14 protein-coding genes are annotated in these 17,355 nt (G+C 52.3%); 9 read left to right on the plus strand and 5 right to left on the minus strand.

What is annotated here, in order from left to right:
* Nucleotides 1-8: 8 nt before the first annotated feature.
* Together CAP31_RS06375 and CAP31_RS06380 are read right to left on the minus strand one after the other, a co-directional pair.
* Nucleotides 9-3,635, minus strand: coding sequence for a tetratricopeptide repeat protein (locus CAP31_RS06375; protein WP_087446769.1), 3,627 nt, complete (start codon nt 3,633-3,635; stop codon nt 9-11).
* Complete coding sequence (locus tag CAP31_RS06380; protein ID WP_157662680.1) at nt 3,598-6,327, minus strand: bifunctional glycoside hydrolase 114/ polysaccharide deacetylase family protein; 2,730 nt, start codon at nt 6,325-6,327, stop codon at nt 3,598-3,600. Before CAP31_RS06380 ends, CAP31_RS06375 begins: the two co-directional genes overlap by 38 nt.
* Before the next feature lie 147 nt (nt 6,328-6,474).
* Between CAP31_RS06380 and galE the strand changes: the two genes are divergently transcribed.
* Nucleotides 6,475-7,482, plus strand: a complete 1,008-nt coding sequence (gene galE / locus CAP31_RS06385; RefSeq protein ID WP_087446771.1) for a UDP-glucose 4-epimerase GalE — start codon at nt 6,475-6,477, stop codon at nt 7,480-7,482.
* Between the two features lie 44 nt (nt 7,483-7,526).
* Here galE and CAP31_RS06390 read toward each other — a convergent pair whose 3' ends face one another.
* Nucleotides 7,527-8,372, minus strand: a complete 846-nt coding sequence (locus tag CAP31_RS06390) for a GGDEF domain-containing protein (RefSeq protein WP_157662681.1) — start codon at nt 8,370-8,372, stop codon at nt 7,527-7,529.
* Between the two features lie 331 nt (nt 8,373-8,703).
* On the opposite strand from CAP31_RS06390, the gene CAP31_RS06395 reads away from it, so the two are divergent.
* Nucleotides 8,704-9,192: a low molecular weight protein-tyrosine-phosphatase gene (locus tag CAP31_RS06395; protein WP_223247398.1), complete on the plus strand. Its 489-nt coding sequence runs from the start codon at nt 8,704-8,706 to the stop codon at nt 9,190-9,192.
* Between the two features lie 64 nt (nt 9,193-9,256).
* On the opposite strand, the gene CAP31_RS06400 is transcribed toward CAP31_RS06395, so the two are convergent.
* The gene (locus CAP31_RS06400; RefSeq protein WP_087446774.1) at nt 9,257-12,136 is read right to left on the minus strand and encodes an Rne/Rng family ribonuclease; all 2,880 of its coding nucleotides are present in this window, start codon (nt 12,134-12,136) and stop codon (nt 9,257-9,259) included.
* 565 nt (nt 12,137-12,701) lie between these two features.
* Between CAP31_RS06400 and CAP31_RS06405 the strand changes: the two genes are divergently transcribed.
* The 7 genes from CAP31_RS06405 to CAP31_RS06435 are packed head-to-tail and all read left to right on the plus strand — an operon-like array spanning nt 12,702 to nt 16,896.
* Entirely contained in the window at nt 12,702-13,661 is a 960-nt protein-coding gene (locus CAP31_RS06405; RefSeq protein ID WP_087446775.1) for an RluA family pseudouridine synthase, read from the plus strand.
* The gene (locus tag CAP31_RS06410; protein ID WP_087446776.1) at nt 13,645-14,301 is read left to right on the plus strand and encodes an HAD-IA family hydrolase; all 657 of its coding nucleotides are present in this window, start codon (nt 13,645-13,647) and stop codon (nt 14,299-14,301) included. Before CAP31_RS06405 ends, CAP31_RS06410 begins: the two co-directional genes overlap by 17 nt.
* Before the next feature lie 59 nt (nt 14,302-14,360).
* Nucleotides 14,361-15,308, plus strand: coding sequence for a S49 family peptidase (locus CAP31_RS06415; RefSeq protein WP_087446777.1), 948 nt, complete (start codon nt 14,361-14,363; stop codon nt 15,306-15,308).
* Nucleotides 15,305-15,553 carry a hypothetical protein gene (locus CAP31_RS06420; protein WP_087446778.1) on the plus strand — a complete coding sequence of 83 codons (249 nt, stop codon included), beginning with the start codon at nt 15,305-15,307 and terminating at the stop codon, nt 15,551-15,553. The genes CAP31_RS06415 and CAP31_RS06420 overlap by 4 nt, the downstream gene beginning before the upstream one ends.
* A gap of 8 nt (nt 15,554-15,561) precedes the next feature.
* Entirely contained in the window at nt 15,562-16,122 is a 561-nt protein-coding gene (locus CAP31_RS06425; RefSeq protein ID WP_087446779.1) for an RNA polymerase sigma factor, read from the plus strand.
* Nucleotides 16,115-16,492 (plus strand): DUF3619 family protein, encoded by a 378-nt coding sequence (locus CAP31_RS06430; protein WP_087446780.1) that lies wholly within the window; start codon nt 16,115-16,117, stop codon nt 16,490-16,492. The genes CAP31_RS06425 and CAP31_RS06430 overlap by 8 nt, the downstream gene beginning before the upstream one ends.
* On the plus strand, nt 16,492-16,896 hold the full coding sequence (locus CAP31_RS06435) for a DUF3106 domain-containing protein (protein WP_223247419.1): 405 nt from the start codon (nt 16,492-16,494) through the stop codon (nt 16,894-16,896). Before CAP31_RS06430 ends, CAP31_RS06435 begins: the two co-directional genes overlap by 1 nt.
* A gap of 6 nt (nt 16,897-16,902) precedes the next feature.
* On the opposite strand, the gene CAP31_RS06440 is transcribed toward CAP31_RS06435, so the two are convergent.
* Complete coding sequence (locus CAP31_RS06440) at nt 16,903-17,355, minus strand: NifU family protein (protein WP_087446782.1); 453 nt, start codon at nt 17,353-17,355, stop codon at nt 16,903-16,905.

Raw genomic sequence — 17,355 nt, forward strand, 5'->3', positions numbered from 1 at the left:
TCAATGATCTAGTAATGTAATTGATAACCGATACCGGCTTCCAGACTGGCTTTTCCTTGCCCGCTCGGCGCCTGATCGTAACGCGTGAAAATCTGCAGGCGGTCAGCTCCGATGACGCGTCCGGCAAGTCCGACATTGGCGCGCCAGCCTGTACCGGTAGCGGCGTTATAGAACACGCCGATTTCACCCAGATATTCGAAATTGCGCGCCGGCAATCTGCTATCGGTTGCATCACCGATGCTGGCATAAGCGGCAATTTCCCGTACATTCTGCGGCATGAAATAACTGGCAACGCGGGCTTGATCGGATGGAATCAAGCTTGCCGTTTTGCCGGTCAATACGCTATCGGCTGCATGGAATTGCGCCCAGGTGCCAGTAACGCGTGTCCGTAATGCCGGGTGCGCTCCACTGAGTTCGTGGCTTAACGTGGTAGTCAGCAAGTTGCCATTACCCAGATTTTGTCCATCGATGCTATGGTACTGATTATATTCCCCGCGTACAGTCCATTGATTCCATCGATCCAGCCGGTAATTACCCTCCAGGGCGATTTGATTGCGCCGCCCGATCAGTCGCAAAGCGGCGTTTTCTGCAGTTGCCTCATTGTAAGCCAACTGCGTATCAAGTTGCAGGCGCGAGCCGATTTGACGTTGATGATTGAAACTGATGCCGGTCTGGGTATTAAGCGCCTGACTGAATTGCAGCCTGACGTTATTAATAAAGCTATCGCCGGTCTGATGCAGGACGATTTCGCCATTGATTTCATTGGGAGCACGCGTAAGCAGTGTGGTGTCGACGCTATCACGATTTATCTGATGCAGGCTGAAATCAAGTCTGAATCCGCCGAGTCGCTGGCCGGTCGTACTGATTCCATTGTCGATTTCGTTATAACTATCCAGTTTGCGAAATGTCGTTAGCACCCCGGCGGTACGGTCATCGGCTAATAACATCGGGGCGGCTTGCTGATACAGGGACTCATCCAGTTGTGAGCGTTCCATCGCGATAAAAGCGAGACTGGCGGCATCGTCCTTGCGACCGGCCAGAAATGAAAGGTTCATTCTGTCATAGAGCAGAATGCCGTCATGATCTAGCATGTCGGCTGCCGCTGCGCGATCCTGACGGGCCAGCGCATCGGAGATGCGCATGCCCAGCGGCGTATAGAGCCAGTGAGCATAGCGGCGTATGAGCCAGGACCGGGTCGCATCTTCCTGGTCGCGGCTATTGAGCCAGACGCTGGCAAGTTCGACAAACTGACTGTTCTGCCGGAGCTCAGGCGTGGCATTGCGCAGTAATTTCCATAATATGCCTTGTCCGCGGCTGGGGTCGTTCAACAGCAACAGGCGTAATGTTTCAATATCCTGAGTATTGGCGCGGCTATTGAGCCAGTCGCGATCGGTTTTCCTGTTCAGGCGCTGCTGCCAGATTTGACGGCGGATTTGCCAGGCCAGCTCGGGCCGTCCTGCGGATTCCAGCGTGATCGCATAATTGAGCATCCATAATTCATCCTTGCTGTGCGTTGCGGCCATGCGGTTGTAGAGAGCGAGCGCCTGATCGGGTCGGCCCAGGGCCAGATAGCCTGCGGCGTAAACATCCCATAAATTGGGTGTGCCGGGAATGAGTCTGGCCCATTGCTGCATGAAGTGTTCAAGCTGGTCAAATTGGCGCGCGTCGAGCAACAGCCATAAAAAGGATTCCCTGATTGCGGAATTGCCGGGATAGCGTTTGAGCAGGAAACGGTAATCGCGCTGGGCCGTGGCGATATTACCCGCATGTTTGTACATTTCCGCACGCAGGGCGATAAAACGCAGCGAATTGTCGTAATCACGCCATTTTGGCGCAGCGGTTAGTTTGTACAGGCGCTGCACGGCCTGCCAGTCATCGAGTTCGGCGTAGGTGTTGGCCGCATTCAGGAATAGATCGATGCGTCCGGTCTTAAGCCAGTATCGCTCTGCGGTTTGTGCGGCGAGTCGCGGGTCTTTGTGCTTGATCGCCAGGAATAGCCGTTCCTGCTGGAATGGCTCGGCATCTGGCGCATCGCTTAACACACGGTACGCGATGATGGCCTGGTCATAATGTTTGAGTCGCCATGCAAGCTCGCCCAGATTAAGCCAGAAGAGCTTGTCTTCTGTTTTTGCCTGGGGACGGCTGCGCTCCAGCACTGCAAATGCTTCCTGATAGAGTCCGGCACGCTGCATCATGCCTGCAATGGTGACGGCCAGGGCAGGGTTGGCCGTATTGTGATTCAAATAGCGGTGATAGCGGGCGATGGCTTCTGCATCCCGCCCCATGCGGGTTAACAATTCTGCGGATAACAGCAATAATTCCGGACGCCGGGCTTCATCGCCATTGCGATCGAGCCAGGTCAGTGCGTCTTCAGGCTGACCCAGGTATTCGTAGAGCCGGACTATCTTGCGTGCATATTTCTCGTCGTTGCCCTGATGTTTCCAGTCGTGTTCCAGGCCGATTACTTGCGCGGCGTAGTCGAACAGGCTGCCTGCCAGGCGCATCCATGCCTGCCATGCGGATTCGTTACCCTGATGGGTGGCCAGCCAGCGCCATTGCACTAAAGCCAATTGGGGCTGGTTCGACCATTCGGCTACGTGAGCCAGGCGCTCGCGCCATATGGCATTGCCGGGCGCCTGGCTGACTGCGATTTGTGCCAGTTTCAAAGCATGCGGCAAGTCGCGATTACCCAGAAATGCAGTGTATGCCAGCTCAAAATAAGCCGGGACGAAACGTACTGCTGGCGCTGATGAGGCAGTAAATCCCACCATTTGTGCAGCGAATTCGGAAGCCAAATCAGGGCGGTTCGACGCCAGGGCCAGTTTGGTCAGGCTGTAGAGCGTATCGGGCCGTTGCCATTCGGCTGCAGGTAATTGCCGCACCCATTCCAGGGCAACCTGTCCGAGATTGCCGGATTGCAGCGTGGCCAGGATCAATTTGAGATAACTGTTCTTTTGCTCGGGGTCATTGGTGAGCTGGCGCGCGCGCCACAGGTAGCGGGCGCTGGTGAGATAATGTCCGTTTGCGAGCGCCAACCGGGCAGCCTCGTCGAGATTGGCAGGGCTGTTGCTGCCTTGGATAAGTCGTGCCACGATGCGTTCGGCCAACTGCACTTCTCCCGTGGATTCAGCAAGCCGGGCAAGCTGGCGTAAGGCATCGGTATGGTAAATCTGCGCTTCGCTTGCACGCAATGCCTGCTTGAATTGTGCCAGTTTGTTATCTCTGTCTGCGCTGCCGGGCAGGGCGGCAAAGGCGATCTTGGACAAAATATCGAGTTCGAGCATATGGGCTGCTTCGCGCCATTGCGGCTGTGAATTGGCATAGAGCGGACGCAGGGTTTTAAGCGCTGTTGCATACTGACCTATCTTTGCATAGGCTTGCGCCAACTGCAGTCTGAGTTCGTGGTTGTCCGGTTCGGTGGCAAGCAAATTGCGCATGTACTGCAGGGAAACTTCGTCTACCTTGGGGTTCATGCGGATTTGTTCGGATAAGCGCTGTTGGGGATAGAGTAATACCAGCACTATGCCGACAGCCGCGACGATACCCGCCAGATTAAATGGTGTGATCAGGCGCGGGCGCTGCACGCTACCCGGCCGATTAGCAGCTGAGGCGGAAAGCGGAGCGTCCTGTGGCATGGGTCTGGTAGTGATAATGCTGTTGGGTATGATTGTCCGGCCGCATTATCCGGCCTTTATCATCGTATAAAGTGCAAGTGCCGACATGGTTGATGGTGAAATCCAGCTCGGTATGTGCATGAAACGTCATGTCAGTTTGACCGTCATGTTGCTGCCATTCCAGCAATGTGCCATTTGCATCCACCAGATAGGGGACGAGCGAAGGTTTGGATGTGAGCGTAATGCGATTGACTGGCGCTTTGATCAAATGCAGGTAACGGTTATCGTTAAAATCCTGGTAACCGGCAATATTGGCATCGCTTATGTCAGGATAACCGGATGTGGCTTTAATGCGCAAAGTATCAATGTTGCCGTCACCGTAAAACAGCCAGCTGTTATTTTCACGTGCCATCACACCGTGATTGAAATCCATGACGCGGCGGATGTACTCGGAGGGATAAACAGGATGGTTAGGCTGTTTTAACGCCCAATCGTAAACTTCCTGCAAGGCTTTTAGTGATGCCGGTTTGGAAGCTGAATAAGTATGGAAATAGATATCCATGGGTTTGAGGCGGCGCGGCGAGTCGGTCAATTTGAACGTCTCGATGTCACGGCGGAAACCGTAAAACGGCCCAGTCCAATTGTTGGTATAGACATTTTCATTCTGGTTGGGCGCATAAATCTGAAAATGTCCTGAACGCGCTACGCCCAATGGCGATACATAAGTGATACTGGGCTGGCTATTGGTAATCTCGGTTTCGCCGCCGTTCATGTTCAGCAGGCCTAATGCATCGGTTTTGCCGATGGCATCTGCGCCGGGATTGCAGTTGCCTGTCCATAAAAATACCCGGCAGCTTTTACCTGCCGGTGCCAGGCGCTGGTTGATGTAATTGACGCTGCCTTCCGTTTCTTTGGTTAAATCAAATTTATAGCCCGGCACAGGCAGACTGAAGCCTTCGCCGTCACCGTCCGTGCTTAATTGCTGCCATTTGAATGGGTGCGAAAAGGAATGACTGGCAATCTCGACATGGGGCAGGCGAAAAATTTCGCGTGCAACCTGTTCCATTTCGGCGGATTTCTGTGGGTATAAGCCCCATGGCGCCGTCTCCGCTTCGATGACTGAAACGGCTGTAGGAATCCTGTATTTTTTGAAAATCTTTTCCAGCATCACCCGTGCAGCCAACGGCGAGCCGGGAAACTCGGCATTGCTGGCGAAGCCGTCGCCATCCATATGTGCCATCAGCAGGCGTCGCCCGGTTGAGGTCGTTACATCGGGAACAGGCATGTCCGGCAGATCCAGCGCGCGCCTGAAGAACGCGAATGGATTGATAATCCAGCGCGTCCCCTGCTGGTAGGGGATGTCATAGACTGCGTAGGGAGATAACACGTATCCTCCCCATGGCATATACGCTGCGACATCGGTAGCCTGGCCGGCGGCCTTGAGTCGCAGTATCGGCGTGCTGTTTTTGCCCGCATCAATGATGTCGAGCGAGTCCGGGGAAACGTGTGCAGAGTGTTCGAATCCCACTATCGCATCCTTGGCAACGATTTCCACTTTCTCGGCAGGTACGTTGTCTTTGACAGTCAATCCGAATGCCTGCAGATTGTCGTTGCTGCGATCGAAGCCGAATTCATTGACGAAGGCCAGGCGTATTCCCTGCTTGATTTGCTTGAGTAGCCACAGTTTAAGTTCAGGCGAGTTATTTCGGGCACCATCCGCCCAGATGATGATGCCTGCATATTGTCCCGCCAGCTGGTAATCCGGTAACGGCTGGGTCAAGTCCAGATATTCGGGGATGAAACCCATGTATTGCACCGGTAACGCGGCAAACCGATGCAAGTCGCTGAAGATGACGTCTTTGTTATTGGTGCCGTCATAGAGCATCAGGATGCGTCTGGGTTGAATTTCCGGATACCCGACTCCGATCATGTCGAGTCCGGGGTCGCTGACCCAGGGGATGAATCCGGCGGCATGGATTTTCTGTGCCAGCTCGCGTGCTGATTGGTGCTGGCTGGGAGCCGCATAGTCGATGACGATGACGGGGAGGTGATAGTCGTTCCTGACCTGATTGAGTCGGGCCAACAGCCATTGCCGGTCTGATTCGTTAACCGGTACATAGGCATGGACGGCATTGTTCCAGCCCTGGAACAATGCCTCGGCGGCGACAGCGGTGATCCAGTCATGGACGTGCGGCAGAATCTCAAAGCCCCGATTGAGAATAATGCGAATACCGGGAAAGCGGCTGCGCAATTGCCGTAATGTCTCCACCATGCCGGCTTCCTGAACCGCTCTTGCCTGCGGTGTGATGGCGGCAAGCTGATAGGAATCCAGCGTATCGATGAATATTCCGCGGAATCCGCGTTGCCATAATGGGGCGACTATTTTTTCCAGATAGAACGCGCGCCAGGCAGGACTGGTTTGATCCATGACATCGCTAGTCCACGCTGGATTGCGTGCGATTTTTGCTGTTGCCGGGATGCTGCTGGCGTAGGGTTTGTCAGGGCCGACCTCGCCCAGACTGGTGTATGCATAAAGCTTGTTCTGCATATCGTCGGCCACCTTGGCGAAATCGGTATGATCCGGCTCGACAATGATGGCATCATAAATACGTAATTCTTGCGGAAACGGTGTACCGTAAAAGAATGCGGCATTGAATGCGTGCGCATGCAAGCTGAAAAATAATAGTAAGATTGCACTAAGTCGGTTAATCATGGTCAATTTGATTATCGCATGACGAAGCTTGCTTCGATGAGCTTGATTGTTAAATATTATTAATTTCGAGCAGCGTGCGATGGGATTCGATTTCAAGTTTGGTCCCGGGTTGTATATACAGATCATTTTATATTGTTAAGGATAATTATGCGCGTTTTAGTAACAGGTGGTGCAGGATATATCGGGAGTCACACTTGTGTTGAATTGCTTAATGCAGGGCATGAAGTCATCGTGGTCGATAATTTATGCAACAGCAAAATCTCGGTATTGGACAGGGTAAGGCAGATTGCCGGACGTTCGGTGTCGTTTTATGATCTGGATGTGCGTGACAAAGCGGCGTTAAGTGCAGTGTTCGGGACGCATCAGATCGATGCCGTCATTCATTTTGCCGGTTTGAAATCGGTCGGCGAGTCGGTCGCCATGCCTTTGCAATATTATGATAATAATGTTTATGGCACCCTGGTGCTGGCGGAGGTCATGGCTGAACACAATGTACACAATTTTGTGTTCAGCTCCTCGGCGACTGTCTACGGCGATCCGGCCAGTGTGCCGATAGGCGAGGATTTTCCGTTGTCGGCAACTAATCCGTATGGCCGTTCGAAATTGATCGTGGAGGAGATGCTGCGTGATCTGCCGATTGCACAGGCAGACTGGCATATCGTGCTATTGCGTTATTTTAACCCGGTAGGGGCGCATAGCAGCGGTTTGATCGGTGAAGATCCTAACGGCATTCCGAACAATCTGATGCCTTATGTAGCGCAGGTTGCTGCTGGCAAGTTGGCTCAGTTGTCTGTATTCGGTGGTGATTATCCGACACCTGACGGTACTGGCGTACGCGATTACATTCACGTAGTGGATCTTGCATTGGGGCATGTGCTTGCCCTGAATGCTTTGGCAAATAAAAGCGGAGTGGTCACCTATAATCTGGGCACAGGGCGTGGCTATAGCGTGCTGGAAATGGTTGCGGCTTTTGAGAAGGCGAGCGGTAAGACGGTGCCATATCGCATCGTTGACCGGCGCCCTGGCGATATTGCGGCTTGCTATGCCGATGCCGGTTTGGCGGAACGAGAGTTAGGCTGGCGCGCACAACGTGATATTGATGTGATGTGTGAAGACAGCTGGCGCTGGCAAACAACAGGGGCGTTGCTGGGTTGAGGGGTTCGTTAACCGTATCGGGCGCAGACCGGGTGGGAACGGATTCAAAACATTTCAATATCGTTGCTGTATGCGATTTCCGAATAGGCTTGCCCTTCGGCCTGCAAGGCTTCAAATGAGCAAACCTGGTTCCGGCCATGCTCTTTGGCATGATATAGGGCATGGTCGGCCTGTTCGATAACCGTGCTGGGCAAATTCTGTCCAGCAATCGTCACAAAACCAATGCTGACGGTAATACTGCCGATTTGCGGAAAAGTATGGGCTTCGACCTTCTTGCGGAAGCGTTGCAATATATTCATTGCCATATCCGCACGGGCATTTTTGAGAATGACGACAAACTCTTCACCGCCATAGCGGAATAGTTGATCACTTTCGCGGAATGCCTGGCGCATGATGCTCGAAAACAATAACAGTACTTCATCTCCGTATAAATGTCCGAACTTGTCATTTATTTTCTTGAAATGATCTATATCCAGTATCGCCAGATAATCCGGATGGTCGGTATCTTCGCTGCGTTTTTTCCCGGCGTGAGCTGCGACCAGAGTTTTCTCGATATGCGCATCGAAAGTTTTGCGGTTGAGCAAGCCGGTCAGCGTGTCACGTTCATTGTCGTTAATGAGCTGTAACCAGTTGTAGTAGATGCGCATGAACCCTGCGGCCAGATCCTGATCTTTTTGTATCAGCGATGCGCAGTCGATTATCAGGAATCCGATGATTTTATTGATACCCTGTACAGGATGAATTACACGCACACCGGTGTGGAGTTTTGATTCGACGACTATCTGGGAATTGGTCAGATAGCTGCTCAAAATGCCATCGTCATGTTCCATGACAATGGAGAGCCGATTTGCTTCGGTGGATATCTCGTTTGCATCATGTTGTGCATTCATGCTGACCACAGCGTTTAAGAGATGATGGTCACTGCGATCTTCTATCTCATAGAAACTGATGCAATAGGCCGAAATGATTTCCTGCAGGGTCCTGATCAGGCACGTTTCCAATGCGAATTGATCGCGTGTCGATGTAAGACTAACGACTGACTGCAGTAAATGGTAAGGATTGGTCTTTAACACAATTTTAGCCGATTCGAATGCGCACAGGGCAATAGTACTACATCTGAAAATCAGTGGGCTTATAAAATATCAAATTTCAATCTGCGTAGCAGAGAATCGGTTCTGCAATGCAGTATCATGCGTATTTTCAAACAAAAGGTATATTGGCGTGGCAAGTTCGAAGAAGATTGCAGTGCTTTTTATTTGCATGGGCAACATCTGCCGCTCACCCATGGCGGAAGGGGTATTTACTCAAAAAGCTGATCAGTTGGGTTTGGCAGAATATATATTGATCGATTCGGCGGGTACTCATGATTATCACATAGGGGCGATGCCCGATCGGCGTGCTCGGCAGACGATGGCCGATGCCGGCTACGATATTTCAGGTTTGCGTGCACGTCAGGTTTGCTCTGATGATTTCGAAAAATTCGATCATATATTGGCAATGGATGAGAATAACCTTGCCCATTTAAAACGCATGGCGGGCATTAATCAGCACAAGGTCCAGCTGTGCCTGAATTTCAGCAGCAGGTTCGTTGGGCAAGCGGTGCCTGATCCCTATTACGGTGAGCAAGACGGGTTTGAGTTGGTGCGGGCAATGGTGGATGCTGCTGCTGATGGATTGCTGATTGTCGTAGGGGACGATTTGAAAGCATAATTATCGGAAACGATGGATGTTTTTCCATCGTTTCCGGAATTATTCCGGTCTGCGTTTACACTGTTTAGTGTTTGGTCTCGACCTGGGTGAGCTGGACTTCAGCCACATTCTGCGTGTTCTGTTGCAATGATTTACGTTCGCGGCGAGGTTTGTTCGTTCCGATCTCGGCATTGACGACAGGTGCTGCTGTGGTCTCGACTTGCAACAACGGTGCGCTCTCTGCCTCTGTGACAACCGGTTTGGCTCGAGCCGCTCTGGCCTTGGGGGTGGCTGTCGGAGCGCTTTGCTGTTCCTTGCTTGCTGCTTGCGTCTCGATCATTTGTAAATTCGCGGCTTCGGTAGAAGGCGCCAGCAGCTCGGCCAGTAATTGCTCAATGGCTGGTTTTCCCGATGCCGCAATTGGAGCAGCTGTGACGGTACTGCTAGTGTCTGTAGTAGCCGGTGCGAATATGTCCATTTGCGTTGCTGCTACAGACGGGCTTGTCGGGCTGACAACGGCGGCTGGAGCAGCAATGATCTCAACGGGAGCTGCGATCGGTTCAATCTGCTGAATCTCGGTTGCCGCTTCATGAACTTCAACAACCGGTTCAGCAACAACCGGTTCAGATACGGCAATTGCATCGCTCTTGATTTCAGCCGGAGCAGAAGTTGCTGCTTCCGCTTCCGTAGCGATTGCAGGCGCAACTACGTCAGGCGCAATTTCGTTTTTAGCAGTCGAAGGCAGCTGGTTGGCTGTATCTGCAGTCGCGGTCTCGGCTTGGTTGTTTGCATGCTCAGGACGGCGCTCGCGACGGCCCCCGCGACGTCCACGGCGACTGCGGGGTTCTTGCGGTGCAGTCGCAACGCCGGTGGCGGCATCGTCATTTGTCAGCGTGGCTTCCGCTGCTGCGGTCTCATTCACGTTATTGTCAATGGCATGGCGCGGTTGGCGTGGTGGGCGTGGCTTTTTGCCGGATTCAGGTTTGGCTTGTTTGTCCGAATTCATTTCAATGCCGACTTCTTGCGGGCCGCGATCCTGACGCGGTGCACGCTCCGGACGAGGCGGGCGTTCAGTGCGGGCAGGACGTTCGGTTGCCGTTTCGCCTTTCGCTTCGTTACGTATTTCATTGCGTGGCGGACGCTCATTGCGTGAGCGATTGCGGTTGCGTGTATCTTGTTGTGGGCGATGCTCCCGTACGGTCGGCGCAACTGGTTCAACTGCAGGCGTAACGGCGGCAGGTTTATCTTCGCCAAATTTTTGCAGCCAGCCAAAAATCCGCCCAATCAAGCCGGATTTGGCAGAAGTGCTTATGGCTGAAGTGATTTCAGCTGCCTTTTCAGCAATAATCGGTGCCGGTTGGGTTGGAGTAATGCCGCGGACCACAGGAACTTGCGCTGCCGGCTTATTCTCTTTCCGGGTTTCTGCCGGGGTCGCCTCTTCGATAGTTTCGCTTAATCGATAACTTGGAGTAAGCATTTCCAGCGGATTGATTTCATCGTGACGCAGGCGGGTAATCTTGTAATGCGGCGTCACTAAATGAATGTTGGGAATGAGCACGACACTGACCTTGAGCCGTGACTCGATGGCAAAAATATCAGCACGTTTTTCATTTAACAGGAAGGTAGCAACATCAACCGGAATCTGGGCATGGATCGCACCCGTCTGATCTTTCATCGCTTGCTCCTGAATGATGCGCAGGATATGCAATGCGGTTGATTCGATACCGCGTATGAAACCGGTGCCATTGCAGCGGGGGCAGGGTTGGTGACTGGATTCGCCGAGAGAAGGCTGCAAGCGTTGACGCGATAGCTCCATCAGGCCGAATTTCGATATTTTGCCAAACTGGACGCGAGCGCGATCGTAATGTAATGCATCGCGTAAACGATTTTCCACATCACGTTGATTTTTTTGGCTTTCCATGTCGATGAAATCGATAACGACCAGTCCGCCCAGATCGCGCAAGCGCAACTGGCGAGCGACTTCTTCCGCTGCTTCCAGATTGGTGTTGAATGCTGTCTGCTCGATATCGGTACCGCGGGTGGAGCGTGCCGAGTTGACGTCGACCGAAACCAGGGCTTCGGTGTGGTCGATCACGATTGCGCCGCCGGAAGGCAGACTCACTTCGCGGGAAAAAGCGGTTTCAATCTGATGTTCGATTTGGAAGCGGGAGAACAAGGGCACATCGTCTTTGTACAATTTGACTTTGTGCACATTGCCGGGCATCACATGGCTCATGAACTGCTGCGCCTGCTCGTAGACCTCTTCGGTATCAATCAGGATTTCGCCAATGTCAGGCTGGAAGTAGTCGCGAATGGCGCGTATCACCAGGCTGCTTTCCTGATAAATCAGAAATGCACCTTTTTGGCTATTTGCCGCGCCGTCAATAGCGTTCCATAATTGCAGCAAGTAGTTCAAATCCCACTGCAATTCTTCTACTCCGCGTCCGATACCGGCGGTACGGGCAATAATACTCATCCCGGCGGGTATGACGAGTTGGGCCATTACATCGCGCAGTTCGTTACGTTCCTCGCCTTCAATACGACGGGAAACGCCGCCGCCGCGCGGATTGTTCGGCATTAATACCAGATATCGACCGGCTAGGCTGATGTAGGTGGTGAGGGCCGCGCCCTTGTTGCCGCGCTCGTCTTTTTCTACCTGAACGATGAGCTCCTGCCCTTCGCGCAAGACGTCTTGTATGCGCGGGCGGCCGGATTCCGGTGCATCAACCGAATAGCATGCGCGAGATAATTCCTTGAAAGGCAAAAAGCCATGCCGGTCGCTGCCATAATCGATAAAAGCGGCTTCCAGACTGGGCTCGACACGAGTGACGATACCTTTGTATATATTGCTTTTGCGTTGTTCCTTGTTTGCAGATTCAATGTCCAGATCGACCAGTTTTTGGCCATCGACAATGGCGACACGGAGTTCTTCTGCTTGTGTCGCATTAAATAACATGCGTTTCATTTGTTTAATTTCTCCCGCGCGCGATGACACGGGACGAAGGCACACCACCGCGTATGCGGTTTAACAGCACGTTTATCGTCTGGTAACAGTCATGATGGACATCCAGGTTAATCGGTCATGGTGATTCTTCGTGATGCGAATGTGTTTAAACATCAGCAAAAAACTAGCCAGCGTTTCAATATGCTTAACCATACAGGTAGTTTGACGAGGATAAATAATTTTGTAGGGGCAACTTGTTCTGCTTCATTATGGGTGCCGAAGTGACAAAAGATACTATCGAGTCATAACCAATGCGGATTGGCGTGAATGAACTGTGATTCAAGCTAGGCTGCGTTTCGCGCGCTAAAAATACTTAAATATCGCTACTTGTTTGGAGCCATATGCACTATGCATTCATGGTTTTTCCGTGCTCAGGTATGGTGGCGTGTATAATTGCCGCCTCATATGGGTTGAGGTTCCGGTGAGCGAAATTAACCGGTTAATTTTACTTTTGGATAACGCATTTGGCGCATGATTAAATCCATGCCCTGCAGCCATCACAAGAAGTGCTATCAGTATATGCAAAATGAATGATTTACGCAAAGAATCTGTCACTTTTATTAAAGTGGATGAGTCTTCGGAAGGGCAGCGGATCGATAATTTCCTGGCGCGCCATTTGAAAGGTGTACCCAAGAGTCATTTGTATCGCATACTTCGCAGCGGCGAAGTGCGCGTCAATAAAGGGCGGGCAGAGGCTTCGCGCAAACTGGTGCTGGGAGATGAAGTCCGGATTCCGCCGATCCGCGTGTCTGAGCCCGCACCCAAAACGGCCACTTTGCCAAAGGGTGGTATACGTTTGCTCGACCACGTGCTGTATCGTGACGATGCCGTTATCATATTGAACAAGCCGGCCGGAATGGCGGTGCATGGCGGCAGCGGGGTTAGCCTGGGTGTGATTGAGCAACTGCGGCTGGAATTGCCGGAATGTCGTTTTCTGGAATTGGCGCACCGGCTGGACCGAGAAACTTCGGGTGCATTGATTCTGGCGTGCAAGCGCAGTGCGCTGGTCAAGCTTCATGATATTTTTCGGGAAAATCGCGTGAACAAACGCTATCTGGCGCTGGTCAATGGTCAGTGGAAAGCGCCCACGCAACATGTCAAGGTCGCATTGCATAAGTATCTCAATGCAGACGGCGAACGCCGGGTCATGGTAAGTGCGGATGGGAAAGCTGCGCATACTATTTTCCGTTTGCGCGAATCCTGGCCCGATTATACATTGCTCGAAGCGGAATTAAAGAGCGGGCGTACTCATCAAATACGCGTGCATTTGGCGCATCTGGGTTTTCCGATCGCAGGTGATGATAAATACGGCGATTTTGCACGCAATCGGGAGTTGGCGAAAAATGGCCTGAAACGCATGTTTTTACATGCATGGCGTGTGGAATTCCGGCATCCGTTAACGAACGAGCCGTTAGTGATAGAAGTGCCATTGCCAAAAGAATTGCAAAATTTTATTGACAGATTGAATCATGCAAAAACAGTTTGACTTGCTGATCTTCGACTGGGACGGCACTCTGATGGATTCAACAGGTGCTATTGCCAGCTCGATTCGGGCGGCATGCGCCGACCTGAATTTGCCTGTACCCAGCATGGAGCAGGCCAACCATATTATTGGTCTGGGTCTGACTGAAGCGATTGCGGCGCTATTGCCGGCGTTGCCGGCTGCGGATTATCCGCAGCTGGTTGAGCGTTATCGGCATCATTTTTTGGGTCAGGATCATTTATTGCCGCTGTTCGATGGCGTAGCGCAAACCATCCCGCAATTACATCATGCCGGGTATTGGATTACGGTCGCGACCGGCAAAAGCCGCAGAGGACTGGAGCGAGCGCTGGATCAAAGCCGGTTGCGCTCGTATTTCCATGCTTCCCGTTGCGCCGATGAGGTTTTTTCCAAACCGCATCCGGGAATGATTCTGGAATTGATGGATTGCTGCGGTGTGCGCCCCGAGCGCACATTGATGATAGGCGATACCAGTCATGATCTGCAAATGGCGCAAAATGCCGGTGTGGCCAGTGTCGGTGTCGGATACGGCGCGCATTGCGCATCAACGTTGCAGGCATTTGAACCATTATACATCGCGCATGATTTCGCGGCCCTGGCAAAATGGTTAAGTCAGCATGGCTAGTGCTTGTTATCTGCTCTTGGGGTTATACTTAGACATTGATATTTAACGAAGGAAGTGGCATGTCGGAACCGGAAAAATCTGCTAGTTGGGAACGCGAAGTGCTGGAAAAGCTTGCCCTGGCGGCGTTAAAAGAACAGCGTGTGGCGAGACATTGGAACATTTTCTTCAGGATCCTGGGTTTCAGTTTCCTATTTCTAATCTTTTTCAGCGTCATGGGCTGGATAGGGAATAACGCTATAGAGATAACCGGCAAGCATACCGCTCTGGTCGAATTGAATGGCACGATTGCGTCTGGAGAAGTCAGCGCAAATCAAATCATTAGCGGCTTGCAGGCGGCATTCAAGGATAAAAACACCAAAGGCGTTATTCTGCGTATCAACAGTCCGGGCGGCAGCCCGGTGCAGGCGGGGCAGATTTACGACGAAATCAAACGGTTACGTGTCAAATATCCAAATATCCCGTTATATGTTGTGGTTGATGATTTGTGCGCTTCCGGCGGTTATTATGTCGCCGCGGCGGCAGATCGCATCTATGTCGACAAGGCCAGTCTGATAGGTTCTATCGGCGTATTGATGGACGGTTTCGGGTTTACCGGCACGATGGACAAATTAGGAGTGGAGCGCCGTTTGCTAACGGCGGGTACCAATAAAGGCTTCCTCGATCCGTTCTCGCCGGTTAATCCGCAACAGGAAAATTACGCCAAAGTGATGCTGGAAGAGATCCATCAGCAATTCATCAAGGCGGTGCGAGACGGACGCGGTGCACGCCTGAAGGAAACCCCCGACATGTTTAGCGGTTTGATCTGGAGCGGCGAGAAAGCAGTGTCGCTGGGATTGGCTGATGGCTTCGGCAGCACAGAATACGTGGCGCGTGATGTGATCCATGCCGAAAATGTGGTGGATTTCACCCCGCAGGAAGGTTTTGCCGATCGTTTTGCCAAGCGTTTTGGCGTCGCCTTGGGCAAGAACATTAATCCTTTGGCCGCCATGGGGATGGAGTTGCATTGAACCCTGAAGTCAACTATCAGCCTATTGCTTGCACGCTTCATGAAGGGTTGGAGTTTGCCGTGCTGAAGCGCAAGAAGCTGCAAATGCGTTATCGCAATGCCGGTGGACAGGAAATGATATCCACGATATTGCCACTGGACGTATACAGTGCAAATGCCGCTGAATGGTTAAAGATGCAGCATGCGGACGGCAGGGTGGAAATCTTGCGTCTGGATGCGATATTGTCGTTTGCCGATCAAATTTAAGGATTCTTGTGGCGAACACAATAGAGCTTGCGCGGTTTCTTGCTGAAGTTGAGCGCAGGGCTTATCGCCAGGCTGTATTCGCAGTGCGTGACGAGCAGGCGGCCCTCGATATCGTGCAGGATTCGATGCTCAAGCTGGCTGAAAAGTATTGCGGGCATCCGCCGGCAGAATATCCCATGTTGTTTCAGCGTATTTTGCAAAATACCATACGAGATTATTACCGGCGTCAGAAGGTGCGGAATTTCTGGGTAACGGCGATATCTTTTTTTACCTCGGGCCGGGATGACGAAGACGACGAGCCGATGGAATATGTGCAAGCGGCCGATGAAAAAGACAGCCCGGCTAATCAATTGATGAGCGGCAAGAATCTGGCATTGATCGAAGCCGCCATAGAAAAATTGCCGCCGCGTCAACGCGAAGCCTTCTTGCTGCGTTATTGGGAGGAGATGGATATCGCAGAGACGGCTGTGGTGATGGGTTGCTCGGAAGGCAGCGTCAAAACGCACTGCTCGCGTGCGGTGCATGCGCTGGCTGCTGCATTGCAGGATAAAGGAATGACCGATGAATAAGGATGTTTACGTAAAACAAGTGATTGCTGTCTTAAATAGCAGTCTGGATTCGATAGGCCCGGATGCGTCGCGCAAGCTGCAATCCGCGCGCGAACGGGCATGTTCGCTTGCAGCGCAGCAGTCGCAATCACATCAACTCAGGTCGGCGCATAGTCTGGCCTGGAGCGATTGGATGCGCCAGCATCGTACCGGTTTGGTCGGCATGTTACTGGTGATAGTGCTGTGTGCGACAGCAGCGATATGGCAGACATCTTTTTCCAGTGATGACGATACCGCGGCTATCGATACCGAATTGTTGACAGGAGATTTGCCTGTAAATGCGTATCTGGATGGACATTTGAGCAAATGGGTCACCAACTCTACCGATTAATGCTATTGCTGACATGTTTGTTCTGTCTGTCTGAACCGGCCTGGTCAGCAGGCAAGACAGGTTCGCCTGAATGGAGCCGACTGACGCCGGCACAGCAAAATATACTTGCGCCCGTCGCTTCCAAATGGTCCGGCATGTCGGAATTGCAGCGGACCCGTCTGCTTGCTATTGCAGCAAAATATCCCCAGCTGAAACCGGAGGAGCAAAAGCGTTTCCAGAAGAGACTGATTGCCTGGAGCTCGCTGACGCGTGAACAACGTGAATTGGCAAGACGGAATTATAAAAAGTTAAAGCGGTTACCGCCCAGCAAGCAGCAAGTGGTCAAGCAGAAATGGCTGGAAAAACATCCTGTAAAGCCGGCGGAGCAGCCCGCACTGGCTGAGCAAGCCCCGCCTCTTCCTTGATCGGTTTTAGTAGGTGTTCTGAACTTCCGTTACCTGCGGAAAAGTGCGTCGAACGATTTTTTCGACGACATTCTTTAGATCCAGCATCGAGTTAGGACAGCCAACGCATGCGCCCTTCAGACGGACGCGCACGATGGTCCCCTGAATGGCGACCAGCTCCAGATCGCCTCCGTCACGCAACAGTATCTGCCGTGCTTCTTCCAGTACCGCAATTAATGCAGCTTCGGTAAGTGGCGGGGTTTCGCCATTGACTATATACGGGCGCAGTTTGTCGATACGCGCCTGACGTTGGGCGATGCGTGCTGCAAGAAGCGGGTCGCGTTCTTCCAGTTCATCCAGTTCCTCCTCGCTGTACCAACGGGTATCGTCTGCACCCGCATTCAGACCCATTTCATTATCCCGCGCAGCGATCTCGTCGGCTGAAAAGCGATGTATGGGAATGGATTTTCGTGTACTCAT

The organism is Sulfuriferula sp. AH1 (genome assembly GCF_002162035.1).
Classification (GTDB): Bacteria; Pseudomonadota; Gammaproteobacteria; order Burkholderiales; family Sulfuriferulaceae; genus Sulfuriferula.

Bases quoted from the DNA above. Each gene is read 5' to 3' on its own strand.
- CAP31_RS06430 (WP_087446780.1), top strand. From the start codon at position 16,115: ATGAATAAGGATGTTTACGTAAAACAAGTGATTGCTGTCTTAAATAGC.
- CAP31_RS06410 (WP_087446776.1), top strand. From the start codon at position 13,645: ATGCAAAAACAGTTTGACTTGCTGATCTTCGACTGGGACGGCACTCTG.
- CAP31_RS06390 (WP_157662681.1), bottom strand. From the start codon at position 8,372: ATGAATGCACAACATGATGCAAACGAGATATCCACCGAAGCAAATCGG.
- CAP31_RS06375 (WP_087446769.1), bottom strand. From the start codon at position 3,635: ATGCCACAGGACGCTCCGCTTTCCGCCTCAGCTGCTAATCGGCCGGGT.
- CAP31_RS06380 (WP_157662680.1), bottom strand. From the start codon at position 6,327: ATGATTAACCGACTTAGTGCAATCTTACTATTATTTTTCAGCTTGCAT.
- CAP31_RS06440 (WP_087446782.1), bottom strand. From the start codon at position 17,355: ATGAGTACACGAAAATCCATTCCCATACATCGCTTTTCAGCCGACGAG.
- CAP31_RS06405 (WP_087446775.1), top strand. From the start codon at position 12,702: ATGAATGATTTACGCAAAGAATCTGTCACTTTTATTAAAGTGGATGAG.
- CAP31_RS06415 (WP_087446777.1), top strand. From the start codon at position 14,361: ATGTCGGAACCGGAAAAATCTGCTAGTTGGGAACGCGAAGTGCTGGAA.
- galE (WP_087446771.1), top strand. From the start codon at position 6,475: ATGCGCGTTTTAGTAACAGGTGGTGCAGGATATATCGGGAGTCACACT.
- CAP31_RS06435 (WP_223247419.1), top strand. From the start codon at position 16,492: ATGCTATTGCTGACATGTTTGTTCTGTCTGTCTGAACCGGCCTGGTCA.
- CAP31_RS06400 (WP_087446774.1), bottom strand. From the start codon at position 12,136: ATGAAACGCATGTTATTTAATGCGACACAAGCAGAAGAACTCCGTGTC.